The sequence below is a fragment of the Microbacterium sp. X-17 genome, assembly GCF_039615055.1.
In genome coordinates this window covers 54,004-77,687 of record NZ_JBDHNI010000002.1, presented here as the reverse complement: position 1 = coordinate 77,687, position 23,684 = coordinate 54,004, and the positions used below count along the sequence as shown (strand labels likewise).

At 72.0% G+C, this 23,684-nt stretch carries 24 protein-coding genes; 21 read left to right on the top strand and 3 right to left on the bottom strand.

What is annotated here, in order from left to right; all coding sequences use genetic code 11:
• Window positions 1–134: 134 nt before the first annotated feature.
• The 4 genes from ABCS02_RS08860 to ABCS02_RS08845 all read left to right on the top strand — a co-directional run bounded on the left by ABCS02_RS08860 (window position 135) and on the right by ABCS02_RS08845 (window position 3,219).
• Window positions 135–1,160, top strand: a complete 1,026-nt coding sequence (locus ABCS02_RS08860; protein WP_345835271.1) for an aldo/keto reductase — start codon at window positions 135–137, stop codon at window positions 1,158–1,160.
• A gap of 90 nt (window positions 1,161–1,250) precedes the next feature.
• On the top strand, window positions 1,251–1,853 hold the full coding sequence (locus ABCS02_RS08855; protein WP_345835270.1) for a histidine phosphatase family protein: 603 nt from the start codon (window positions 1,251–1,253) through the stop codon (window positions 1,851–1,853).
• A 107-nt stretch (window positions 1,854–1,960) separates the two neighbouring features.
• Complete coding sequence (dapB, locus tag ABCS02_RS08850) at window positions 1,961–2,779, top strand: 4-hydroxy-tetrahydrodipicolinate reductase (RefSeq protein WP_345835269.1); 819 nt, start codon at window positions 1,961–1,963, stop codon at window positions 2,777–2,779.
• Entirely contained in the window at window positions 2,776–3,219 is a 444-nt protein-coding gene (locus ABCS02_RS08845) for a hypothetical protein (protein ID WP_345835268.1), read from the top strand. The genes dapB and ABCS02_RS08845 overlap by 4 nt, the downstream gene beginning before the upstream one ends.
• Window positions 3,220–3,676: 457 nt before the next feature.
• On the opposite strand, the gene thyX is transcribed toward ABCS02_RS08845, so the two are convergent.
• Complete coding sequence (thyX, locus tag ABCS02_RS08840) at window positions 3,677–4,414, bottom strand: FAD-dependent thymidylate synthase (RefSeq protein ID WP_345835267.1); 738 nt, start codon at window positions 4,412–4,414, stop codon at window positions 3,677–3,679.
• Between the two features lie 103 nt (window positions 4,415–4,517).
• Between thyX and ABCS02_RS08835 the strand changes: the two genes are divergently transcribed.
• From ABCS02_RS08835 to dapF, 16 genes are all read left to right on the top strand, one after another.
• Window positions 4,518–4,946: a thioredoxin family protein gene (locus ABCS02_RS08835; protein WP_345835266.1), complete on the top strand. Its 429-nt coding sequence runs from the start codon at window positions 4,518–4,520 to the stop codon at window positions 4,944–4,946.
• A gap of 1 nt (window position 4,947) precedes the next feature.
• Complete coding sequence (locus ABCS02_RS08830) at window positions 4,948–5,484, top strand: DUF4395 domain-containing protein (RefSeq protein ID WP_345835265.1); 537 nt, start codon at window positions 4,948–4,950, stop codon at window positions 5,482–5,484.
• A 91-nt stretch (window positions 5,485–5,575) separates the two neighbouring features.
• Window positions 5,576–6,001, top strand: coding sequence for an OsmC family peroxiredoxin (locus ABCS02_RS08825; RefSeq protein WP_345835264.1), 426 nt, complete (start codon window positions 5,576–5,578; stop codon window positions 5,999–6,001).
• Entirely contained in the window at window positions 5,994–6,917 is a 924-nt protein-coding gene (locus ABCS02_RS08820) for a TIGR01777 family oxidoreductase (protein ID WP_345835263.1), read from the top strand. Before ABCS02_RS08825 ends, ABCS02_RS08820 begins: the two co-directional genes overlap by 8 nt.
• A gap of 31 nt (window positions 6,918–6,948) precedes the next feature.
• Window positions 6,949–7,926 (top strand): 4-hydroxy-tetrahydrodipicolinate synthase, encoded by a 978-nt coding sequence (dapA, locus tag ABCS02_RS08815; protein ID WP_345835262.1) that lies wholly within the window; start codon window positions 6,949–6,951, stop codon window positions 7,924–7,926.
• A gap of 62 nt (window positions 7,927–7,988) precedes the next feature.
• Window positions 7,989–9,665 (top strand): ribonuclease J, encoded by a 1,677-nt coding sequence (locus ABCS02_RS08810; RefSeq protein ID WP_345835261.1) that lies wholly within the window; start codon window positions 7,989–7,991, stop codon window positions 9,663–9,665.
• Window positions 9,666–9,718: 53 nt separating this feature from the next.
• Window positions 9,719–12,325 (top strand): DNA translocase FtsK 4TM domain-containing protein, encoded by a 2,607-nt coding sequence (locus ABCS02_RS08805; RefSeq protein WP_345835260.1) that lies wholly within the window; start codon window positions 9,719–9,721, stop codon window positions 12,323–12,325.
• A 1-nt stretch (window position 12,326) separates the two neighbouring features.
• A complete protein-coding gene (gene pgsA / locus ABCS02_RS08800) occupies window positions 12,327–12,896 on the top strand; it encodes a CDP-diacylglycerol--glycerol-3-phosphate 3-phosphatidyltransferase (protein WP_345835259.1) in 570 nt (189 codons plus the stop codon).
• Window positions 12,893–13,441: a CinA family protein gene (locus ABCS02_RS08795; RefSeq protein ID WP_345835258.1), complete on the top strand. Its 549-nt coding sequence runs from the start codon at window positions 12,893–12,895 to the stop codon at window positions 13,439–13,441. The genes pgsA and ABCS02_RS08795 overlap by 4 nt, the downstream gene beginning before the upstream one ends.
• Window positions 13,442–13,591: 150 nt before the next feature.
• Window positions 13,592–13,900, top strand: a complete 309-nt coding sequence (locus ABCS02_RS08790; RefSeq protein ID WP_345835257.1) for a helix-turn-helix transcriptional regulator — start codon at window positions 13,592–13,594, stop codon at window positions 13,898–13,900.
• A complete protein-coding gene (locus tag ABCS02_RS08785) occupies window positions 13,901–14,128 on the top strand; it encodes a DUF3046 domain-containing protein (RefSeq protein WP_345835256.1) in 228 nt (75 codons plus the stop codon).
• Between the two features lie 236 nt (window positions 14,129–14,364).
• The gene (gene recA / locus ABCS02_RS08780) at window positions 14,365–15,417 is read left to right on the top strand and encodes a recombinase RecA (RefSeq protein ID WP_345835255.1); all 1,053 of its coding nucleotides are present in this window, start codon (window positions 14,365–14,367) and stop codon (window positions 15,415–15,417) included.
• Window positions 15,414–15,998 (top strand): regulatory protein RecX, encoded by a 585-nt coding sequence (locus ABCS02_RS08775; RefSeq protein WP_345835254.1) that lies wholly within the window; start codon window positions 15,414–15,416, stop codon window positions 15,996–15,998. Before recA ends, ABCS02_RS08775 begins: the two co-directional genes overlap by 4 nt.
• 42 nt (window positions 15,999–16,040) lie before the next feature.
• Window positions 16,041–17,606, top strand: coding sequence for a tRNA (N6-isopentenyl adenosine(37)-C2)-methylthiotransferase MiaB (gene miaB, locus ABCS02_RS08770; RefSeq protein ID WP_345835253.1), 1,566 nt, complete (start codon window positions 16,041–16,043; stop codon window positions 17,604–17,606).
• A gap of 54 nt (window positions 17,607–17,660) precedes the next feature.
• A complete protein-coding gene (gene miaA, locus ABCS02_RS08765) occupies window positions 17,661–18,584 on the top strand; it encodes a tRNA (adenosine(37)-N6)-dimethylallyltransferase MiaA (protein WP_345835252.1) in 924 nt (307 codons plus the stop codon).
• Between the two features lie 23 nt (window positions 18,585–18,607).
• Window positions 18,608–19,471: a diaminopimelate epimerase gene (gene dapF / locus ABCS02_RS08760; RefSeq protein ID WP_345835251.1), complete on the top strand. Its 864-nt coding sequence runs from the start codon at window positions 18,608–18,610 to the stop codon at window positions 19,469–19,471.
• Here the strand turns inward: dapF and ABCS02_RS08755 are convergent.
• Entirely contained in the window at window positions 19,458–20,108 is a 651-nt protein-coding gene (locus ABCS02_RS08755; protein ID WP_345835250.1) for a methyltransferase, read from the bottom strand. The genes dapF and ABCS02_RS08755 overlap by 14 nt on opposite strands.
• Before the next feature lie 74 nt (window positions 20,109–20,182).
• Between ABCS02_RS08755 and hflX the strand changes: the two genes are divergently transcribed.
• Window positions 20,183–21,688, top strand: a complete 1,506-nt coding sequence (gene hflX, locus ABCS02_RS08750; RefSeq protein ID WP_345835249.1) for a GTPase HflX — start codon at window positions 20,183–20,185, stop codon at window positions 21,686–21,688.
• A gap of 71 nt (window positions 21,689–21,759) precedes the next feature.
• On the opposite strand, the gene ABCS02_RS08745 is transcribed toward hflX, so the two are convergent.
• Window positions 21,760–23,649: a prolyl oligopeptidase family serine peptidase gene (locus tag ABCS02_RS08745; protein ID WP_345835248.1), complete on the bottom strand. Its 1,890-nt coding sequence runs from the start codon at window positions 23,647–23,649 to the stop codon at window positions 21,760–21,762.
• Between the last annotated feature and the right edge of the window lie 35 nt (window positions 23,650–23,684).

Here is a 23,684-nt window from a genome sequence, read left to right as displayed (position 1 = left end):
TATCAATCCCTAAGGATCGCGTCGTCCGACAACCCCGCGGGGCGGCTCCTCTGCCCTACTCTCGGAAGTACGCGCTGGGGGGTGTGGGGGCCGAGTGTCACCGCGCCGCCGGCGCTCGGGTGAGGGGGTGACGGATGCCGTTGTTCGACACCGGTGCTGCCCGAGGGCCCGTCGTCCCGGAGCAGACCGCCCCCGCGACCGTGCACCCGTCCGGTCCCATCCCGATCGCGCTCGCGCGACCGCCGCGAGTTCCCCTGGGGGAGAGCGGCTTCGACGTGTTCCCGCTCGTCCTCGGCGGCGCGGAGTTCGGGTGGAACGCGGATCAGGCGACGAGCCACCGCATCCTCGATGCGTTCCTCGCCCGCGGCGGCACGATGATCCACACCTCCGACTCGTACACGGGCGGGCGCAGCGAGCACATCATCGGCAGCTGGCTCGCGCAGCGCGGGATGCGCGACGACGTGGTCGTGTCCACCCGGGTCGGCACGCATCCCGACAATCCGGGCCTCGGCCCGGTCCCGCTCGTCCGGGCGGTGGAGGGGTCGCTCACCCGGCTCGGCACCGACCGCATCGACGTTCTGTACCTGGATGCCGTCGCTGGCGGCGACGCGCGGCTCGAGGACATTCTCGCGACGGTCGACTGGCTCGTCGGCTCCGGGAAGGTGCGCGCCATCGCGGCGTGCGGTCTCTCCGCCGAGAAGCTTGTGGAGGCGCGCATTCTCTCGTCGGCCGGATATCCCCGCATCACGGTGATCGACGTGCCGTACAACATCCTCCAGCAGGACGAGTTCGCGTCCGACCTGCGTCTCGTGGTGGGGGCGCAGGGGATCGCCGTGACCCCCTCGCACGCGCTCGCGCACGGGTTCCTCGCGGGTGTGCACCGCTCCCGTACCGCGCCGGTGCTGTCGGTCCGCGGCGCCCAGCGCGCCGCGAGCCTCACGCGCCGCGGCGCCCGGGTCCTGCGGGCGCTCGACGCGATCGCCGCGGAGAAGGGCGTCGCAGTCGCGGCGGTCGCCGTCGCGTGGCTGCTGTCGCAGCGCGCGATCACCGCGCCCATCGTGAACGCGCACGCCGTCGCCCATGTCCACGAGCTCGCCGACGGGGTCGCGGTGCGGCTCAGCCGCTCGCAGCTCTCCGACATCGCTCGCGCCGCCGAGTGATCCCGTGTCTGGAGCGTGACGTACGCTGTTAGTCGTGCCCGAGGTCGTGCCTGACCGCGCGACGCGATCGCCCCGAGGAAGTGAGCAGTCGTGACGCACTACATCTATCTCGTGCGACACGGTGAGCATCAGGATGCGGAGCACGGCCTGGAAGACGGCCCGCTGTCGCCGCGCGGACGCCGCCAGGCGGAGCGGATCGCCGACCGGCTCTCGCCGATCCCGTTCGACGCCGTCTGGCATTCGCCGCTCGTCCGGGCCGCCGAGACGGCGCGCTTGGTCGCCCAGCGCTTGCCCTCGCTGAAGCCGCAGCCGTCCGCGTTGCTGTTCGACTGCGTCCCGACGGGGATGACGGAGGACGCGCCGCCCGTCTTCGAGCCGTTCTTCGGCTCCATCACCGAGGCCGAGGTCGAGGCCGGGCGCGCGCAGATGGAGGACGCCACGAGCGAGTTCCTCGTCCGCAAGAAGGGCGAGGTGCACGAGCTCCTCATCACGCACAACTCGGTCATCGCGTGGTTCGTGCGTGAGGCGCTGCAGGCGCCGGCGTGGCGGTGGATGACGCTGAACCAGGCGAACTGCGGTCTCACGGTGCTAGCGCAGAAGTCGAACCGCCCGTGGACGCTCGTTTACCACAACGACCTCGCGCACCTGCCGTTCGAGCTGCGCACCGGGCTTCCCGAGATCCCGCTCGTCTGAGCCCCGCCCACCCCTTCGCGAGAACGCCCTTATGTCACGTTTCTCCGGCGTGTCTGTGACATACGCGCGTTCTCGGCGGGGGGAGGCCGGGCCGTAGGCTGGAGTCCATGACGACGCGCGTGGCCATCGTGGGTGCGACCGGGAAGCTCGGCAGCATCATCCGCGACGTCGTCGAGCAGGAGAGCGGTTTCGAGGTCGGCGCCTGCCTTTCGTCGCGCGACGACATCGCGCTCATCGAGGGCCATGACCTCGTGGTCGACGCGTCGACGCCGATCGTGTCGATCGATGTCGTCCGCGCCGCGCTCGAGCGCGGCATCCCGATTCTCGTCGGCACGAGCGGCTGGTCCGGCGAGCGCATCGCGCTCGTCCGCCCGCTCGCGGATGCCGCCGGGGTCGGCGCCGTGTTCATCCCGAACTTCTCGCTCGGATCCGTGGTCGGCACCGCGCTCGCGGCGGCCGCCGCGCCGCTGTTCGACTCCGTCGAGATCGTCGAGGCGCACCGCGACACGAAAGTCGACTCGCCCAGCGGCACGGCCGTGCGTACCGCGGAGCTGATCGCCGCGGCGCGTGAGCACGTCGGACCCGTGTCCGCGCCGCACGTCGACCAGCGCGCGCGGGGTCAGCAGGTCGCGAGCGTGCCGGTGCACTCGCTGCGCCGCCCGGGCGTGATCGCGCGTCAGGAGGTGCTGCTGTCCGGCCCGGGGGAGACCCTGTCGATCGTGCACGACACCACCGAGCCGGCGCTGGCATACGCGCCGGGCATCCGCGTCGCGCTGCGGGCCACGCCCGCCGTGCGTGGCGTCGTCGTGGGACTGGAGAGCTTCCTCGACATCGGACTCCGCACCCCGGGCGCGCCGGACACGGCGAACGGACCGGTCGACGAGGGCGGCGTCCCGGGCCAGGTTGCCCGGGTGACGGGGGTATGAGCACCCGCATCGGCGTCGCGGTCATCGTCGCGGCGCTCGCGCTGTACATCATCCTCGTCGGGCAGCGCGCGTGGATCCTCGTCACCAGCGGGGAGCCGGTCGGCATCGCGATGGGCGCCGCCCTCATCGTGCTGCCCCTCATCGCGATCTGGGCCGTCGGCCGCGAGATCCTGTTCGGCTTCCAGGCGACCGCGCTGGGCCGTCGGCTCGAGGCCGAGGGGCGGCTGCCGGACGAGTCCGTGCACGTGCGCCCCAGCGGCCGCGTCTACCGCGAGGACGCGGATGCCGTCTTCCCGTCCTACCGCGCGGAGGTCGAGGCGGCGCCGGACGACTGGCGCTCCTGGTACCGTCTGGGCCTCGCATACGACGCCGCCGGCGACCGCCGCCGTGCGCGTGCCGCGATCCGCCGCGCGATCCGCCTCGCCCGTACTCACCCCTGACCGCGAGATTCCTCGGGCCCTGCCCGCGTCCGGCTCGCGCCGTCGCGCGCGGGCGCCGTCCCCGCGCCCGCCCCGCCCTGCCCTGCCCGCGCCGCGCCCGCGCGCGGGCGCCGTCCCCGCGCCCGCCCGGCCCGCGCCGAACCCACCTCCTCCTCGCCAGATCACGTCTTCGCAGCGCCAGGAAGGCGTGGGTTCGCGAGGAGGAGGTGGGTTCGCGCGCGAGGAGGAGGTGGGTTCGCGCGCGAGCCGGAGGTGGGTTCGCGCGCGAGCCGGAGGTGGGTTCGCCGGCGAGAGGGAGGCCCAGGAGAGCGCGCCCGGGGGCGGCGCGACCCCGCGCCCGGGCGCCGCGCCCGGGCTCCGCGTCCGCCGACCTCACCTCCTCCTCGCCGGATCACCCCCTCGCAGCGCAAGGAAGGCGTGGGTTCGCGAGGAGGAGGTGGGTTCGGGGCCGGGGGGGCTAGGGGGCGACGCGGCCGTTCGCGTTGAAGGCGGCGTGCGTGTGCGGCATGAGGTCCTTCCAGAGGGCCTCCATCTTCTCGCCGCACATCTCGATCTCGCGCTGCGGGAACGACGGGAAGTGCGTGCCCTCGACCCGCGTCCGCAGGGAGAGGAAGTTCATGAGCGCCCGCGCGTTCATCGTCACGTACATCGACGAGTAGATGTTGAGCGGGAGGACGATGCGCGCGACCTCGCGCGCGACGCCGGCCTCGAGCATCCGCTGATATGCCTCGAACGCGAGGGTGGATGCCGTCCGCGTTGCGTCCTGGACGATCTCGTGCTGCTCGGCCGAGCCGGGCAGGAAGTCGTACGCGCCGGGCTTGCCGACCTGGACGAGGTTGCGGTCCTCGTTCGGGACGTAGAAGACGGGGCGCAGCTCGCGGTAGCGGCCGGACTCCTCGTTGTACGACGCGATGCGGTGCCGCATGAACTCGCGGAACACGAAGATCGGCGCCTGCACGTAGAAGGTCATCGAGTTGTGTTCGAACGGCGAGCCGTGGCGGTCGCGCATGAGGAAGTTGATGAGCCCGCGGTCGCGGGGACCGACCTCGTCGCCAGCGCTCTCCAGCGACTGCTCGCCCAGCGTCGAGACGCGGGCCGCGAACAGGACGTCGCCGTCCGAGGCGCTGGATCGGACGAGCTCCACGGTCACGTCGCTGCGGAATTCGATGGCGGGCGTGTCTGCGGCGTCGGTCACGGTGCCACCCTACCGGCCGCCTCCGACGCGCTCTGTTACGCCCGACCGTCATATTCGCGGACGATCGCCCCCGCCCCTCCGGGGCGCGGATATCGTCACTGCTGTGACACTCGTGGGTGCGCTCATCGCGGTCGCCGTGCTGCTGGCCGGCGCCGTGATCGGCGGTGTGCTGTTCCAGAGGTCGCAGGGGCGCGCGCATCACACGGCGGAGCGCGCACCCGTCGACCCGGTGCGGCTCGGCGACGTTGAGTTCGGCCGCAGCGCGACGCTGGTGCAGTTCAGCACCGAGATGTGTGCGAAGTGCCCGGGCGTGCGACGGACGCTCACCGCGGTGGCGGACGCGCACGACGGCGTCCGGCATGTCGACGTGGATCTCACGCATCGCCCCGACATCGCGCGCGACTTCGGTATCCTCCAGACGCCGACGACTCTCATCCTCGACGGCCGCGGCGTCATCCGGACGCGCCTCGGCGGCGCCCTCCGACGCGATGTCGTCGAGACGGAGCTGGTCCGGCTCACGGAGGCCGCCTGACATGACCACGCCCACCCGCCCCCGCGGCATCGACCCGCGAGGCCCGCGCTTCGTGGCCGGGATCACCGCGGTGCTCCTGCTGATCGACGTCCTCCTGGGGCTCACCGGGCTGCCGACCGCCTACGCGCCGTCGACGGGCTGGGCGATCACGCAGGCGACCGTCCTGCAGCGGATCCTCGACCCCGCCTTCCTGCTCCTGCTCGTGATCGCGCTCCTGTTCCTGTGGTCGGTCGCCTGGCCGCGCACCGCGCCATGGGGTGTGCTGTACCGCAGGCTCGTGCAGCCGAGGCTGGCCCCGCCGACCGAGTTCGAGGACCCGCGCCCGCCGCGCTTCGCGCAGGGTGTCGGCCTCTTCGTGACCACGATCGGTCTCGTGCTGCAGCTGTTCGGCGTGCCCTGGGCGCTGCCGATCGCCGCCGCCGCGGCCTTCGTCGCGGCGTTCCTCAACGCGGTGTTCGGGCTGTGCCTCGGATGCCAGCTGTACCTGCTGCTGCAGCGCGCCGGCCTCGTCGGCCGTGCCTCCGCGACGTCCGCGTGAACTCTCCGCGAATCCCTCCCTCGGTGTCGCGCGCGCCGTTAGGCTGACCCCCGACGCACGAGGCGTGCGACCGACAACCCCGGAGGTTCCGATGGCGATCACGAGCGAAGCGACCACCGACTGGAAGGGCAGCCTCGTCGAGGGCGCGGGTACCGTGACGTTCGACTCGTCGAGCATCGGCACGTTCGATATCAACTGGAAGGCCCGCTCGGAGGGATCCAGCACGGTCACGACGCCCGAGGAGCTCCTGGCCGCGGCGCACGCGTCGTGCTTCAGCATGGCCCTGTCGCACGCTCTGGCCGGGAACGGCACCCCGCCCGCGTCGATCCGCACGACCGCCTCGGTCACGTTCGCGCCGGGCACGGGCATCACCGGCAGCCACCTCAACGTCGAGGCGAACGTCCCGGGCCTCGACGCGGCCGACTTCGACCGCTTCGCCGAGGACGCGAAGGCGAACTGCCCGGTCTCGAAGGCCCTCGCCGGGGTGGAGATCACGCTCGAGGCAGCGCTTGCCTGAGAGTCCCCGCGGGGACGGGGCGGCGCGCTCGCGCGTCGTCCTGGCCGGATCGTCCGGCCTCATCGGCTCGGCCCTCGCGGCCTCGCTGCGCTCCGACGGCGTGACGGTGACCCGCCTCGTGCGCCGACCGGCGCGCACGGCCGACGAGGTGGAGTGGCACCCGGGTGCGAGCGCGCTCGATCCGGCTGTCCTGGCGGGCGCGAGCGCCGTCGTCGGGCTGAGCGGCGCGAGCGTGGGGCGCTTCCCGTGGACGGCGGCGTACAAGCGCACGCTCGTGTCGTCGCGGCTCGGTCCGACGCGTGCGATCGCGGATGCCGTCCGTGCGCTCGGCGCGGACGCCCCGGCATTCGTTTCGGCCTCGGCGGCCGGGTACTACGGATCGGGCGTGCGCCTGACCGAGGACGCGCCCGCGGGGGACGGTTTCCTCGCGAACCTCTGCGCGCAGTGGGAGCGGGCGGCGCGGTCGGCCGGCGACTCGGCGCGCGTGGCTCTGCTCCGGACCGCGCCGGTCCTGCATCCGGACGGCGTCCTCAAGCCGCTCATGCTCCTCACCCGTGCCGGGCTCGGCGGCCCCGTCGGCCGCGGCACCCAGGCGTGGCCGTGGATCTCCCTCGACGACGAGGTCCGCGCGATCCGGCACGTGATCGACGCGGGTCTGACCGGTCCGGTGAACCTGACCGGACCCACGCGCGCCACGGCGAACGACATCGGCTTCGCCCTCGCGGTTCGCATGAACCGCCCGTTCCTCCTGCGTGCACCCGTCTGGGCGATGCGCCTCGTGCTGGGGAGGGATGCCACCGAGGCGCTGCTGACGTCGGACGCTGACATCGTCCCCGCCGCCCTGACATCCTCGGGCTTCGAGTTCCGGCACCCGACCGTGGAGTCGGCGATCGCCGCCGCGGTCCCCGCCGCCTGAGCGGCGGCCCGGAACCGATAGCCTTGGGGGTATGACGCACGCGCCCAATCCCTTCGGACAGGTGCTCGTCGCGCTCGTCACTCCGATGACGGCCGACGGCGAGGTCGACTGGCCCGGCGTCGAGAAGCACATCGACGACGTCGTCGGCGCGGGCGCCGACGGGATCGTGGTGACCGGCACGACGGGGGAGACCTCGACCCTGACCGACGCCGAGAAGATCCGGCTCGTCGAGGTCGGCAAGGATGTCGCGGCCGGTCGGGCGAAGGTCATCACGGGCGGCGGCTCGAACGAGACCGCCCACGCGATCGAGCTCTACCGCGCGAGCGCGAAGGCGGGCGCCGACGGGCTCCTGGTCGTGACGCCGTACTACAACAAGCCGACGCAGGCCGGCATCCTGACGCACTTCCGCATGGTGGCCGACGCCACCGACCTGCCGGTCATGCTCTACGACATCCCCGGCCGCACCGGCGTTCCCATCAAGTACGAGACGATCCTGCGTCTCGCGAAGCACCCGAACATCCTCGCGATCAAGGACGCCAAGGGCGACTTCAGCGAGGTCAGCCGCGTGCTCAACCAGACCGACCTTCTGTACTTCTCGGGCGACGACGCCAACGTGCTCCCGCACCTCTCGATCGGCGCGACGGGCCTCGTCGGCGTGACCGGCAACATCGCCGCCGCGCCGTATCGCACGATCGTCGACGCGGTGAACCGCGGCGACCTCCGGACCGCGACGGCGGAGCACCAGCGCCTGGAGCCGCTCGTCCGCGCCGTCATGACGCACGTGCCGGGCACGGTGGCGGCGAAGTACATCCTCCACGGCCTCGGCCGCATCGGAAGCCCCCGCGTCCGGCTGCCGCTCGTCGGCCCGGAGGAGTGGGAGGCCGCCCTCATCGAGGACGAGCTGGCCCTGGTGACCAGCGTCCCGGGCGCCGATTTCTCCAACTTCCGTCCCGATCGGAACGCGGCCGCCGGCGGCGCGCTCCCGAAGGTGCACGGCACGACCAGATAGGCCGCGCCCGGCGCGCGGAAAAGCGAAGGCGGGCGCGAGGTGCGCGTCCCGGAAAGGCACGGATGCCGACGACCGTCTACGACCCCCCCGAGCTCGAGCCCGGAACCCTGCGCGTCACGCCCCTCGGTGGCCTCGGCGAGGTCGGCCGCAACATGACGACCTTCGAGTACGAGGGCAAGCTCCTCATCGTCGACTGCGGGGTGCTCTTCCCGGAGGAGCACCACCCCGGGGTGGACCTGATCCTGCCCGACTTCGAGCCGATCAAGCATCGCCTCGCCGACATCGTCGGCGTCGTGCTCACGCACGGCCACGAGGACCACATCGGCGCGGTGCCGTACCTCCTCAAGCTGCGCCAGGACATCCCGCTGATCGGCTCGTCCCTCACGCTCGCGCTCACTGAGGCGAAGCTGAAGGAGCACCGGATCGCGCCCTACAGCCTCACGGTCAAGGAGGGGCAGCGCGAGCAGGTGGGTCCGTTCGACCTCGAGTTCGTGGCCGTCAACCACTCGATCCCCGACGCGCTCGCGGTCGCGATCCGCACCCCCGCGGGTCTCGCGCTCGCGACGGGCGACTTCAAGATGGACCAGCTGCCGCTGGACGACCGCCTGACCGACCTCCGTGCGTTCGCGCGGCTCGGCGAGGAGGGCGTGGACCTGTTCCTCGTCGACTCGACGAACGCCGACGTCCCCGGCTTCACGCCGCTCGAGCGCTCGATCGGGCCGGTGCTGGACCAGGTCATCGCGAAGGCGCCGCGCCGCGTCATCGTCGCGAGCTTCTCGAGCCACGTACACCGCGTGCAGCAGGTGCTGGACGCGGCGGCCGCGAACGGCCGCCGGCTCGCGTTCCTCGGGCGCAGCATGGTGCGCAACATGACGATCGCGGAGGAGCTCGGCTACCTCCACGTGCCCGAGGGCGTCCTCATCGACTACAAGAAGGCGCGGGATCTGCCCGACGACCGCATCGTCTACATGTCGACCGGGTCGCAGGGCGAGCCGATGGCGGTGCTGTCGCGCATGGCGAACCTCGATCACGCGATCGAGGTGGGATCCGGCGACACGGTCATCCTCGCCTCGAGCCTCATCCCGGGCAACGAGAACGCCGTGTACCGGGTGATCGACGGGCTCACGAAGCTCGGTGCGAACGTCGTGCACCGCGCGAACGCGAAGGTGCACGTCTCCGGGCACGCCGCCGCGGGCGAGCTGCTCTACTGCTACAACATCCTCCAGCCGCGCAACGTCCTGCCCGTCCACGGCGAGTACCGGCATCTGAACGCGAACGCGAAGCTCGCGATCGACACCGGCATCCCCGCCGACCGGACGATCGTCGGCGAGAACGGGACGGTCGTCGACCTCCGGGACGGCGTCGCGCGGGTCGTCGGTCAGCTCGATCTCGGCTTCGTGTACGTCGACGGCTCGACGGTCGGCGAGATCACCGAGGCCGACCTCAAGGACCGCCGGATCCTCGGCGAGGAGGGCTTCGTCTCCGTCATCGTGGTGATCGACACGGCCACCGGCCGGATCATCAGCGGGCCCGACATCCACGCGCGCGGAGTTGCGGAGGACGACGCGGTCTTCGAGGCCGTCAAGCCGAAGATCGCCGCGGCGCTGCTGGAGTCCGTGCAGTCCGGCGTGCGGGACAACCACGCGCTCTCCCAGATCGTGCGCCGCACGATCGGCCGTTGGGTGAACCAGTCGCTTCGCCGCCGGCCGATGATCGTGCCGCTCGTGATCGAAGCGTAAGCCGGAGCGCGCCGCTACGGCCGGATGTCCCCCTCCCGGCCTACCGTGGAAGTATGCCCAGGAGTACGCGTTCGAGCACGAGCGGTCGCGCCGCGCAGACGTCGCGTGCGCGCAAGCCCGAGCCGGCGCCGAAGCGGTACGTCGGCGAGGAGGATCGCCCGGGCGTCGCCGTGCGGGCGTGGATGGGTCTCGCGCACGCGATCGGCGGGCTCTTCCGCGCCTTCGGCCCGGAGACGCTGGAGAAGGACCAGCGGCGGGACGGGTTCCCGTTCCTCCTGGTGCTGCTCGCGGTGGTGGGCGCGATCGTCGAGTGGTTCCTCATCGGGACGGATGTCTCGGCCGCTCTCAGCGCGTATACCGTCGGCGGCCTCGTGGGGCGGCTCGCGTTCGTCCTCCCTGTCCTGCTCCTGATTCTCGCGGGCTGGATGTTCCGGCATCCTTCGAGCGTCCACGACAACGGCCGGATCGGCATCGGCTTCGGCCTCCTCGTCGTCTCGATCGCGGGCTTCTGCCATGTCCTGGGCGGGCGTCCCGCGCCGAACGAGGGGCTTCCGGCGCTCAGCCAGGCCGGCGGCCTGTTCGGGTGGATGATCGGGGAGCCGCTCGCGCTGGCGCTCACCGACGTGGGTGCGTGCATCGTGCTCGGCCTGCTGGTGTCGCTCTCCCTGCTCGTGGTCACGAAGACGCCGCCGAACCGCATCGGGCGCCGCATCGGCGACCTGTACGCGTGGATGTTCGGCCAGGAGCACGCCCGCCCGGTCGAGGAATCCGCCGCCGTGGCGGCGGACGAGGACCCCGGCAAGGCCGCGCTGCCGTGGTGGCGCCGGAACACGTCCGGCCGCGAGGAGGAGACCGGCGCCGGCCTCGACGCCGACGACCTCACCGAGCTGCTGTTCGCGGATGCCCCGGGCGCCGGCGGCTTCGACCGGGCCATCGCGCCGGCGCCGCCGGTCATGCCCGAGGCGGTGACCGAGGTGATCTCGCCCGACGTCTCGGCTCGGGCCGCGCGCGGCCTGCAGGACGACGACGGCCTCCCGCTCGACGACGAGCTGCCCGAGATCGCCGGGATGGGCACCGACCGGGAGCGGGTCGCGCCGCAGGCTCCGTACCGTCTCCCGTCGGTCACGGCGCTCGCCGCGGGGACGCCGGCGAAGGCGCGGTCGGCGGCGAACGACGAGGTCGTCCGTGCGATCACCGAGGTGCTGCAGCAGTTCCAGGTCGACGCGCGGGTCACCGGGTTCTCGCGCGGCCCGACCGTGACGCAGTACGAGATCGAGCTCGGACCCGGGGTCAAGGTCGAGCGGATCACCGCTCTTACGAACAACATCGCGTACGCCGTTGCGTCCAACGAGGTCCGGATCCTCGCGCCGATCCCCGGGAAGAGCGCGATCGGCGTGGAGATCCCCAACACGGATCGCGAGATCGTGACGCTCGGCGACGTCCTGCGCTCCCAGACCGCGCAGCAGCAGACGCATCCCATGACGATCGGCGTCGGCAAGGACGTCGGCGGCGGCTACGTCATCGCCAACCTCGCGAAGATGCCCCACCTCCTCGTCGCGGGCTCGACGGGGTCGGGCAAGTCGAGCTTCGTGAACTCCATGATCACGAGCCTGCTCATGCGCGCGAAGCCGGCGGACGTGCGGATGGTCCTGATCGACCCGAAGCGCGTGGAGCTCACGAGCTACGCGGGCGTGCCGCACCTCATCACGCCCATCATCACGAACCCCAAGAAGGCGGCCGAGGCGCTGCAGTGGGTCGTGAAGGAGATGGACATGCGGTACGACGACCTCGCGTCGTTCGGCTTCCGCCACATCGACGACTTCAACCGCGCCGTGGTGGCGGGGGAGGTGCAGGTTCCGCCGGGCAGCGAGCGCGTCCTCCGGCCCTACCCGTACCTGCTCGTCGTCGTGGACGAGCTGGCCGACCTCATGATGGTCGCTCCGCGCGACGTCGAGGACTCGATCGTGCGCATCACCCAGCTCGCCCGCGCGAGCGGCATCCACCTCGTCCTCGCGACGCAACGGCCGAGCGTGGACGTGGTCACGGGCCTCATCAAGGCGAACGTCCCCTCGCGGCTCGCGTTCGCCGTCACGAGCGTGACGGACTCGCGCGTCATCCTCGACCAGCCGGGCGCCGACCGGCTCATCGGCCAGGGAGACGCGCTCTTCCTCCCGATGGGCACGTCGAAGCCCGTCCGCGTGCAGGGTGCGTGGGTGAGCGAGGCCGAGATCGAGCAGGTCGTCAAGCACGTCACGGGTCAGGCGCGGCCGGAGTACCGGTCGGATGTCGCGGCGGTGGCCGAGAAGAAGGAGGTCGACGCGGACATCGGCGACGACCTCGAGCTGCTCCTCGCCGCCGCGGAGCTCGTGGTCTCGACGCAGTTCGGCTCCACGTCGATGCTGCAGCGCAAGCTGCGGGTCGGCTTCGCGAAGGCGGGCCGGCTGATGGACCTGCTGGAGTCGAGGGAGATCGTGGGGCCCTCGGAGGGCTCGAAGGCGCGCGACGTGCTCGTGACGAACGAGCAGCTCCCCGGTGTGCTCGCCCGCCTCCGCGGCGAGGACACGCCTGCCGCGGACCCGGTCGACGCGCAGTTCGACGGGCTGCCGGTCGTCGAGGACGACGGCGACGAGGACGCCTGGCAACTGACGGGGCGCGACTGAGATGGCGGTCCCGCGGCAGCTGCCCAACACGATCACGATCGTGCGGATCCTCTTCGCGCCGGTCTTCCTGTGGATGCTGCTGGCCGACGGCGGCGCGGACGGCCCGCTCCGCTGGTGGGCCGCGGTGCTGTTCGTCGTCGCGATCGCCACGGACGGCGTCGACGGGTGGATCGCGCGCCGGTACGAGATCGTCACGGACCTCGGGAAGCTCCTCGACCCCATCGCGGACAAGGTGCTCACCGGGGCCGCGTTCGTCGGCCTCTCGATCCTCGGGGAGCTCCCGTGGTGGATCACGATCGTCGTCCTGATCCGCGAGGTCGGGATCACGGTCTACCGCCTCGTCGTCGTGAGCGACCACGTCCTGGCGGCGGCGTGGATGGGCAAGCTCAAGACAGTGGCGCAGGCCGTCGCGCTCGCTCTCGCGCTGGCACCGCTCTGGACCGTCTTCGGCGACTGGGTGTTCTGGGTCAACGGCGTGACGATGACGATCGCGGTGCTCCTCACGATCGCGAGCGGCATCGACTATGTCGTCAGCGAGGTGCGCGGCCGTAGGACGGATGCTCGGACATGACCGAGTCGCCGCTCCCGGTGAGCCTCGAGGCCACCCGCCGCTCCCGCCGCCGTCCGGACGCCGAGCGGCGGACGGACGCCGAACGCCTGCTCGATCGGCTGGTGGAGCTCGACTGGTCGATCGCGACCGCCGAGTCGCTGACGGGCGGCCTCGTCGTGGCATCCCTCGTCGCCGTGCCGGGTGCATCCCGGACGGTCCGCGGCGGGATCGTCGCGTATGCGACGGGCCTCAAGCAGTCGCTGCTCGATGTCGACGCGACGCTGCTCGAGGTCGGCGGCGCCGTCCAGGCGAAGGTCGCGCGGCAGATGGCGGAGCGGGTGCGGGAGACCATGGCCGTCGACGGACGCCCCGCCGAGGTCGGCATCTCGACCACCGGCATCGCCGGCCCGGACTCGCCCGACGGGCAGCCGGTCGGCACGGTGCACATCGGCGTGTCCACGCCGCTCGGCACGCGCGTCGAGTCGCTCGTCCTGTCCGGGACGCGCGAGGAGATCCGCGCCGAGGCGGTGCAGCTCGCGATCCGGCTGGCCCGCGACGCGCTCTGAGCCGCCGGGAACAAAGACCGTTTCACCTCGGTTACATTCGGTGATTCCCACCCCATGCACAGCGCAGAGCGTTAGTCTGGCAACACCTGGTGTTATACCGTTGTCCCTCCCGAGGACGGCGGCGGAATCGGCGGTGAGGAGGGGCCCAAGATGATCCTGGTTCGCAATGAGATCGGCGAAGTCCTGCGCGACTTCCGGCAGCAGAAGGGCCGTACCCTCCGCCAGGTCGCCAGCCGGGCGAGCGTCGCGCTCGGGTACCTCAGCGAGGTCGAGCGGGGCCAGAAAGAGGCCTCGAGCGAGATCCTCGCCTCGGTCGCCGAAGCGCTCGACGTCCCCATCTCGACGATCATGCGCGAGGTGAGCGACCGGCTCTCGGTGCTCGAGGGCATCCAGACCTTCCCGGACGTGGTGCCGGACGATCTGGTCGCCTCGATCGAGCCCGAGCTCTCCCTTCGCTAAGTGCGCCGGAGCGAGTTCGAGCGCGCCGTCGCAGACGAGTTCGGTGCGCGGGGCCCTGCCCTGATGACCGACCTGGTTCTGACGCGCGTGGACGGCCGCACGGCGGCGCAGGCGGTCGATGCCGGCTTCCCGCCGCGCGAGATCTGGCTGGCCCTGTGCGCCGAGATGGATGTCCCGGATGCCCGTCGCCACGGTGTGGGCCGGCTGGAGCCTCGCCGCCGAAACTGACCGCGGCCCGGGCGGCGTGTCGTCGAACGTTCGTTCGAGAGAGGCATAGTCTCCTGCACAGCGGATGTCGCACGACGTCTGTCCACAGAAGCGGAGCGACGCCGGCAGAATGTCGGAGCCCCTTCGTAGCGTGGATATCGCCGATCGGCACCCACGCCTTGTCGCTGCATTCGTCCCACCGGGGCGGAGCGCGACAGCCTACAGGCGACGGAAACGCGAGCACGAAGGAGCACGGCATGCCATCACCCGCCGACCGCGAGAAGGCCCTGGAACTGGCCCTCGCCTCGATCGACAAGCAGTTCGGGAAGGGCTCGGTCATGCGGCTGGGCAGCGACGAGCGGGCGCCCGTCGAGGTCATCCCGACCGGCTCCATCGCCCTCGACGTCGCCCTCGGCATCGGGGGTCTGCCCCGAGGCCGCATCATCGAGATCTACGGGCCGGAGTCGTCCGGAAAGACGACGCTGACGCTCCACGCGATCGCGAACGTCCAGCGTGCGGGCGGCATCGCCGCGTTCGTCGACGCCGAGCACGCCCTCGACCCCGACTACGCCGCCAAGCTCGGCGTCGACATCGAGCAGCTGCTCGTGTCGCAGCCCGACACCGGGGAGCAGGCGCTCGAGATCGCCGACATGCTGGTGCGCTCCGGCGCGATCGATCTCGTCGTGATCGACTCGGTCGCCGCTCTCGTCCCGAAGGCGGAGATCGAGGGGGAGATGGGCGACTCGCACGTCGGTCTGCAGGCTCGCCTCATGTCGCAGGCGCTCCGCAAGCTCACGGGCGGCCTGAATCAGACCAACACCACGATGATCTTCATCAACCAGCTCCGCGAGAAGATCGGCGTGTTCTTCGGCTCGCCGGAGACCACGGCCGGCGGCAAGGCGCTCAAGTTCTATGCGTCGGTGCGGCTCGACATCCGCCGGATCGAGACCCTGAAAGACGGGACCGACGCGGTCGGCAACCGCACGCGGGTGAAGGTCGTCAAGAACAAGATGGCGCCGCCGTTCAAGCAGGCCGAGTTCGACATCCTGTACGGCACCGGCATCTCCCGCGAGGGCAGCCTGATCGACTTCGGCGTCGAGCACGGCATCGTCAAGAAGTCGGGCGCTTGGTACACGTACGACGGCGATCAGCTCGGTCAGGGCAAGGAGAACGCCCGGGCGTTCCTCCTGGCGAACGAGGACATCGCCGCCGAGATCGAGCAGAAGATCAAGGAGAAGCTCGGCATCGGCGTGGCGCGGCCTGCCGCGGCTTCCGTCGAGGACGAGCTGGCCCAGCGCCGTCCGGCGTGACCGGCGACGCGGGGGAGGGCGGGCTCGCGCCCGTCATCCCCCTCTTCCCCGAGCGGGCGGCCGAGCGGTGGGATGCGAGCTGGATCGACGACCCGCCCGCGAGGACCGTCGCCGCGGACGACGAGGATCGTGTCAGCCGGGCCGAGTCGGTGCTGCTGCGGAAGCTGCGCGCGCGCCCGCTGTCGGTGACCGAGGCGGAGGGGATCCTCCGCGGCGAGGACGCGCCCGGCCCCGCGGTGGCCGAGCTGCTCGCACGGTTCGTCGATCTCGGGTACCTCGACGACGCGGCTCTCGCGGAGCGGCTCGTGGAGCTCGCCACCGGGCGCCGCGGGCAGGGGCGACACATGATCGCCCAGACGCTCGCCCGGCGCGGCATCCCCCGCCCCCTCGCGGATGCGGCGCTCGCCGGCCTTCCCGACGACGAGGACGAGCGGGCGCTCGAGTTCGCACGGACCAAGGCGCGCGCGATGCGCGGGCTCGACACACAGACCGCGCTGCGACGCCTGACCGGGCAGCTGGCACGGCGCGGCTACGCGTCCTCGGTGGCGCTCGCCGCCGCGCGCCGGGCGCTCGAGGAGTAGCGGGCCCCGGCCGACACGTGTCGGCATAAAATGGCTCGCATCATGTCTGCTCCCGAGCTCTCCTCCGCGCCGACGCTGATCGCGCCCTCTCCCGCCGCGCTCGCCGGGGACGGCGGGGCGCGGACCTACGAGGTGCGCACGTTCGGATGCCAGATGAACGTGCACGACTCGGAGCGGCTGTCCGGCTCCCTCGAGAGCGCCGGCTACGTCCGGGCTCTGCCCGGTGACGAGGCCGACGTCGTCGTCATCAACACGTGCGCCGTCCGCGACAACGCGGCCGGCAAGCTCTACGGCACGCTCGGCCACCTGGCATCCGTGAAGAAGCGCAAGGACGGCATGCAGATCGCGGTCGGCGGCTGCCTCGCGCAGATGGACAAGGACGCGGTGCTCGACAAGGCGCCGTGGGTCGACGTCGTGTTCGGCACGCACAATATGGGCTCGCTGCCGGCGCTCCTGGAGCGCGCGCGGCACAACGGCGAGGCCGAGCTCGAGATCCTCGAGTCGCTCGAGGTGTTCCCCTCGACGCTGCCGACGAAGCGCGACTCCGCGCACAGCGGCTGGGTGTCGATCTCGGTCGGCTGCAACAACACCTGTACGTTCTGCATCGTCCCGAGCCTGCGGGGCAAGGAAAGGGATCGCCGGCCCGGCGACATCCTGAGCGAGATCCGGCTCCTCGTCGAGGACGGCGCGATCGAGGTCACGCTCCTCGGGCAGAACGTGAACTCCTACGGTGTCGAGTTCGGCGACCGGCAGGCGTTCGCGGGTCTGCTGCGCGCGGCGGGCGAGATCGAGGGGCTGGAGCGCATCCGGTTCACGAGCCCGCACCCGGCCGCCTTCACGGACGATGTCATCGACGCGATGGCGGAGACGCCGGCCGTCATGCCGCAGCTGCATATGCCGCTGCAGTCGGGCAGCGACCGGATCCTGCGGGCGATGCGGCGTTCGTACCGCAGCGACCGCTTCCTCGGCATTCTCGATCGCGTGCGGGAGCGGATCCCGCACGCCGCGATCTCGACCGATATCATCGTCGGCTTCCCCGGGGAGACCGAGGAGGACTTCGAGGAGACGATGCGCGTCGTCGAGCAGGCACGGTTCGCGAGCGCGTTCACGTTCCAGTACTCGATCCGCGAGGGGACGCCGGCCGCCACGATGGCGGACCAGGTGCCGAAGGCCGTCGTGCAGGAGCGGTACGACCGGCTCATCGCCCTGCAGGAGCGCATCTCGCTGGAGGAGAACCAGGCCCAGCTCGGCCGCCGGGTGGAGGTGCTCGTCTCGACGGGCGAGGGCAAGAAGGATGCCGAGACCCACCGCCTGACCGGCCGCGCCGAGGACAACCGGCTCGTGCACTTCGAGGTGCCGGCGGGCTCCGCGGTGCCGCGGCCCGGTGACGTCGTCACGGTGGAGATCACGCACGCGGCGCCCTTCCACCTCCTCGCGGATGCCCCGGACGGCGCGCCCCTCCGCATCCGCCGCACCCGCGCCGGCGATGCCTGGGACCGCGCGCAGGCGGAGTCCTGCGCCGTTCCGGCGCCCGGCGCGGGCACGCCCGGCGCGGGCACGCCCGGCTCCGTGAGCCTGGGCCTGCCCGTCCTCCGCGCCGGTGTCTGAGCCTGTCCACCTCCCCGTGAGAACGCGCTTGTGTCACGAAATCGGACCGATTTCGTGACACAAGCGCGTTCTCAGGGCCGGGCGGTCTGGGCCGTGGTGGGCGCTACCGGCACCGGGAAGACCGAGCTCTCCCTCGGGCTCGCGGAGGCACTGGCGGCGGACGGGCAGCCGGCCGAGATCGTGAACGCGGACGCCATGCAGCTGTACCGCGGTATGGACATCGGCACGGCGAAGCTGCCGGAACCTGCGCGCCGCGGCATCCCGCACCACCTCCTCGACGTGCTCGACGTGACCGAGGAGGCCGCCGTCGCGGCGTACCAGGAGGCCGCGCGCACGGCGATCCGGGACATCCACGCGCGCGGGCGCGACGCGATCCTCGTCGGCGGGTCCGGGCTCTACGTCTCCAGCGTGCTCTTCGACTTCCGCTTCCCGCCGCGCGACCCCGACCTGCGGGCCGCGCTCGAGGCCGAGCTCGAGACGGACGGACCCGGGGTGCTCTACGCGCGGCTGGCCGAGGCCGACCCGGCCACGGCCGCGCGGGTCGATCCGCGCAACGGCCGGCGGATCGTGCGGGCGCTCGAGATCCTCGCGCAGGGCCAGGTCACGCACGGGGCCGCGCTCCCGGACGCGCCCGTGCTCTGGCATCCGGACACGCGCATCGTCGGGCTGGAGGCGCCGCGCGACGAGCTCGTCGCGCGGCTCGACCGCCGCGTCGAGGGGATGTGGCGCGATGGGCTGCTCGACGAGGTGACCGGCCTCCGCGAACGAGGGCTCGAGCACGGGGTGACCGCGCGCCGCGCGATCGGCTACGCGCAAGCCCTCGGGCAGCTCGCGGGGGAGACCGACGAGACGACCGCGATCGCGGAGACCCAGGCCCTCACCCGTCGATATGCGCGGCGCCAGGTGTCCTGGTTCCGCCGCTATCCGGACGTGATCTGGCTGCCCGCCGGCGCCACGGCGGCATCCGTCCTGCCCTGATCCCGCGCCGGTAGGCTGAGGGGATGCCGCAGACCATCGCCTTCACGAAGGGGCACGGCACGGGCAACGACTTCGTCATCGTGGCCGACGCCGAGGGGGAGCTCGATCTGACCGACGACCAGGTTGCGATCCTTTGCGATCGCCGCTTCGGGATCGGCGGCGACGGGATCCTGCGGGTCGTGCGCGCGAGCGCCATCTCGGAGGGCGCGGAGGCCGTCGCCGCCGGCGCGGAGTGGTTCATGGACTACCGCAACGCCGACGGCTCGATCGCGGAGATGTGCGGCAACGGCATCCGGGTCTTCATGCGCTACCTCGACCAGGCCGGATGGGCCGTGCTCGCCGACGAGCCGGTGCTCATCGGCACGCGCGCGGGCGTGAAGACCCTCACCCGCAGCGAGCGGGGGATCGAGGTCGACCTCGGTGCGTTCCGGATCGAGGATGCCGAGGTGCTCGTCCGCGCGAAGGGGCTCGCCATCGCACGGCCCGGGGTGGGCGTCGACGTGGGGAATCCGCACGTCGTGGTGGCGTTGTCCTCCCGCGAGGAGCTGGAGGGACTCGACCTGAGCGCGATCCCGGTGCTGGATCCGGCCCCCGCAGCGGGCGCGAACGTCGAGTTCGTCGTGCCGTCCGACCCGCTGGTCGTGAACGGCGTGGGGTCGCTCACGATGCGCGTGTTCGAGCGCGGCGTCGGGGAGACGCTCAGCTGCGGCACCGGCGTCGCGGCGACCGCGCTTGCCGTGCGGCACTGGGCCGGTCCCGCCGCTCCCGACCGCTGGACCGTGTCGGTCCCGGGCGGGGAGCTGGGGGTCCGGGTGACGCCGGAGAACCACGTGCTGCTGTCGGGCCCCGCGGCCCTCGTCTACACGGGCGAGATCACGCTCGCCTGACGACATCGAGCGTGTCGGTGCGCGGTGAGCCGTGATGGCGCACCTTCAGCACGCGGAACCCGCGTCCCGTGGCGGCGCGGTGCACGCTGAATCCCTCGGCGAAGGTCGCCGCCAGCCAGCGCTGCAGCGAGTCGGAGCCGAGGTTCCGCGCGACCACGAGCCACGCGTCGGAGCGCTCGTCGAGACGCGGCAGCCAGCGCTCCAGCAGTCCGTGCAGCTCGTTCTTGCCCACGCGGATCGGCGGATTCGTGCGGATCGACCGGAAGACGACCTCGTCGGGAACATCGTCGGGCATCACGGCGTTGATGTTCCTTAGACCGAGTTCCTCCGCGTTGCGGCGGACGAGGTCGAGCGCTCGTTCGTTGACGTCGACTGCCCAGATGGTGGCATGTGGCGACTGCATCGCCAGCGAGAGCGCGATCGGGCCCCAGCCGCAGCCGAGGTCGAGAAGGTGACCTCCGACGGGCGCCGGTGGCGTGTTCGCGAGCAGCACGGCCGTCCCGGAGTCGACGTGATCGGGGCTGAACACCCCTCCCGCCGTCGTGACCTCCACGTCGTTGCCCGCGAGGAAGACGCGGATTCGGCGGGGATTCTCTGGGCTGGAGGGGGCGACACTGAAGTAATGCTCGCTCCCCATGCGTGCGAGCGTAGCGGAGACGCGCGCCAGCGGGGAGGCTAGAGTTCGAGGATGCTCCGCAGCGAGAGGAACGGATGACCGACACACCCACACGAGACGTCGACGGCACCGAGCGCGACGTCGTCGACCGGGTGCTGGAGAACGCCGACGCGCGCGTCGCGTCACGGATCTTCGGAGCACAGGCGCTTCAGGACGCCGCGACCGTCGCGAACAACGACGGCGACCAGTGGGATCGCGACGACCGCGCCGCCCTCCGACGCGTGCCGGGGCTCTCGACGGAGCTCGAGGACGTCACCGAGGTCGAGTACCGGCAGCTGCGGCTGGAGAACGTCGTGCTGGCGGGCGTGCACCCCCAGGGCGGGACCGAGGACGCCGAGAACTCGCTGCGCGAGCTCGCCGCCCTCGCCGAGACGGCGGGCGCCGTCGTGCTCGACGGCGTGCTGCAGCGGCGGCCGCACCCCGACCCCGCGACCTACCTCGGCCGCGGCAAGGCCGAGGAGCTGCGCGACCTCGTCGCCGCTCTCGGCGCCGACACCGTGATCGCCGACACGGAGCTCGCGCCCAGTCAGCGGCGCGCCCTGGAGGACGTCGTCAAGGTCAAGGTGATCGACCGGACCACCGTCATCCTCGACATCTTCAGCCAGCACGCGAAGAGCCGCGAGGGCAAGGCACAGGTCGAGCTCGCCCAGCTCGAGTACCTGCTCCCGCGCCTGCGCGGGTGGGGTGAGTCGATGAGCCGCCAGGCCGGTGGCCAGGTCGGTGCCGGCGGTGCGGGCATGGGCTCCCGCGGACCCGGTGAGACCAAGATCGAGCTCGATCGGCGCCGCATCCGCACGCGCATGGCGCAGCTGCGTCGGCAGATCAAGGACTTCGCCCCGGCGCGCGACGCCAAGCGCGCGGAGCGGAAGCGCAACACGGTGCCCTCGGTCGCCATCGCGGGGTACACGAACGCGGGCAAGTCGAGCCTCCTCAACCGGCTCACGAGCGCGGGCGTCCTCGTTGAGAACGCCCTGTTCGCGACGCTGGATGCCACGGTGCGCCGCACCGAGGCATCCGACGGCCGCGTCTACACGCTGACCGACACGGTCGGGTTCGTGCGGCAGCTGCCCCACCAGCTCGTGGAGGCCTTCCGCTCGACGCTGGAGGAGGTCGCCGGCGCCGACGTGATCGTGCATGTCGTGGACGGATCCCACCCGGATCCCGCGGCGCAGCTCGCGACCGTCCGTGACGTCCTCGGCGAGGTCGGCGCGCGCGGGACGCGGGAGATCGTCGTCTTCCACAAGGCCGACCTCCTGGATCCGGATGCCCGGCTCGTGCTCCGAGGGCTCGCGCCCGACGCGCACTTCGTGTCGTCTCGCACGGGCGAGGGCATCGCCGAGCTGCGCGCCGCGATCGAGGATGCCCTGCCGCTGCCGGCCGTGGAGATCCGCGCCCTCGTGCCGTACGACCGCGGCGAGCTCGTCGCGGCGGCCCACACCGCGGGCCACATCGTGTCGCAGAGCCATGAGCCCGCCGGGACGCTGCTGCACGCACACGTGTCCGAGCGCCTGGCCGCGGACCTCCGCCCCTTCACCCTCTGACCCCGACCCCCTCCACCTGAGAACGCGCTTGTGTCACGAAATCGGGTCGATTTCGTGACACAAGCGCGTTCTCACGGGGAGGGGGCGGGGGTGAAGCCGAAGGTCTGACCCAAGAACGACAGCTCGCGGGTGAGGACGTCCTGCATCGTGTCGGCGCGGCGGAAGCCGTGGCCCTCGCCCTCGTAGAGGACGTACTCGTGCGGGATGCCGCGGGCGGCCAGGGCCCGGACGATGGCCTCGGACTGCGACGGGGGAACGACCGCGTCGTCGGTCCCCTGCATGATCAGCATGGGCACGCGGATCCGGTCCACGTGCATGAGGGGGGAGCGCTCCAGGTAGAGCGGCTCTGCCTCGGGCAGCGGACCGATCAGCCCGTCGAGGTAGCGCGACTCGAAGTCGTGCGTATCGGCGGCGAGAGCCCGGGCGTCGCCGACGCCGTAGCGCGAAATGCCCGCGGCGAACGTGTCCGTGCGGGCCAGCGCACCGAGCACGGTCCATCCGCCCGCCGAGCCGCCCTCGATCGCGAGGCGCTCCCCGTCGGCGCGGCCCTCGCGGGCCAGGGCGCGGGCCGCGGCGGCTACGTCGTCCACGTCGACGACGCCCCACTGTCCGCGGAGGCGCTCGCGGTACCCTCGGCCGTAGCCGGTCGATCCGCCGTAGTTCACGTCAAGCACGCCGATCCCGCGGCTCGTCAGGAACGCGATCGTGGCACTCGGCGCGCCGCCGACGTGGCTCGTCGGCCCGCCATGCACGAGCACGATATACGGCGGGAGCTCGCCCGCGGGCCCCTCGGCCTCGGGGCTGGTCGGCGGGAAGTCGAACGCGTGCACCGGACCGTGCGGGCCGCGGGCCGTGAACGCCCGCGCGCGCGGCAGCCACGCGGCATCCCAGGGCCACCGCCCGCCCGCCAGAGCCTCGGCCTCGCCCGTCGTGACGTCCACGAGCCAGAGCCCGGACGGATGCGCCGCCCCGGCGCCGGTCAGCAGCACATGCGTCCCGCGCGCGTCCTCCAGGACGACCTGCGACGAAACCGGCACGTCCACGCGCTCGGCCTCGCCCGTCGCGGGATCGATCACGACGAGCTCGTCCGATCCGTTCGTGCGCAGAGCCGCGATGCGGCCGTCGCCGAGCATCCCATACCAGCGCGTGCCCAGCACCCACAGCGCGCCGCCGGTGTCCGCCTCTGCGGGGGCCAGCAGCGTGACCGCGCCGGTGCTCGGGCGCACCCGCGCCAGGTTCCAGCGGCCCGTGGCGTCGTCGAGGAAGGTCAGCTCGTCCGGGCCGGTCCAGGTCGGCTGGAGCGCGGTCCCCGTGCCCGCGATCTCGACCGTGCCTGTCTCGATCGAGCAGACGCGCAGGCGCGCGCCGTCCCACGGCATCGCGGGATGTTCCCACGCGATCCACGCGATGCGCTCCGCGTCCGGCGCCAGCGCGGGCTGGGCGACGAAGCCGCTGCCGTCGACGAGCACCTGCAGCGCCGCGGCATCCTCCGCGGCGGCCCCGTCGAGCGGGATGATGACGAGCCCGTGCGTCACCGCGCCGTCGGCGGCGTGCGTCTCGCGCACGGCGAGGAGCCGCCCGTGCTGGACGGACAGGCCGCCGAAGCGCATGCCCAGCTCCGCGGGCGTGAGCGGGCGTGCGGCGCCGTCCCGGAGGATCCAGACGCGCTGGTCGGCGCGCTCGACGAAGACGAGCTCGCCGGCGTCCGTCGCGGCCCACGCGCCTCCGCCATACTCGTGCACGCTCGAGCGGGCGTTTCCCGGCGCGGGTAGGAGCTCGCGCACCGTGCCGTCGACCGCCCGGGCGCGGACCGTCATCCGTCCGCCCTCCTCGGGCACGCTCTGCGCCCACCACACCTCGTCGCCGACGAAGCGGGCGCCGTCGAAACGCGCCGAGGCGCCGGTCACCAGGGCGGGGGTGAGGGGAGACGGCCAGGCTCCGTAGGGGAGGGTCGCGCGCACGCTCTCACGTTACGCGGTGAAACACTCCTTCATCC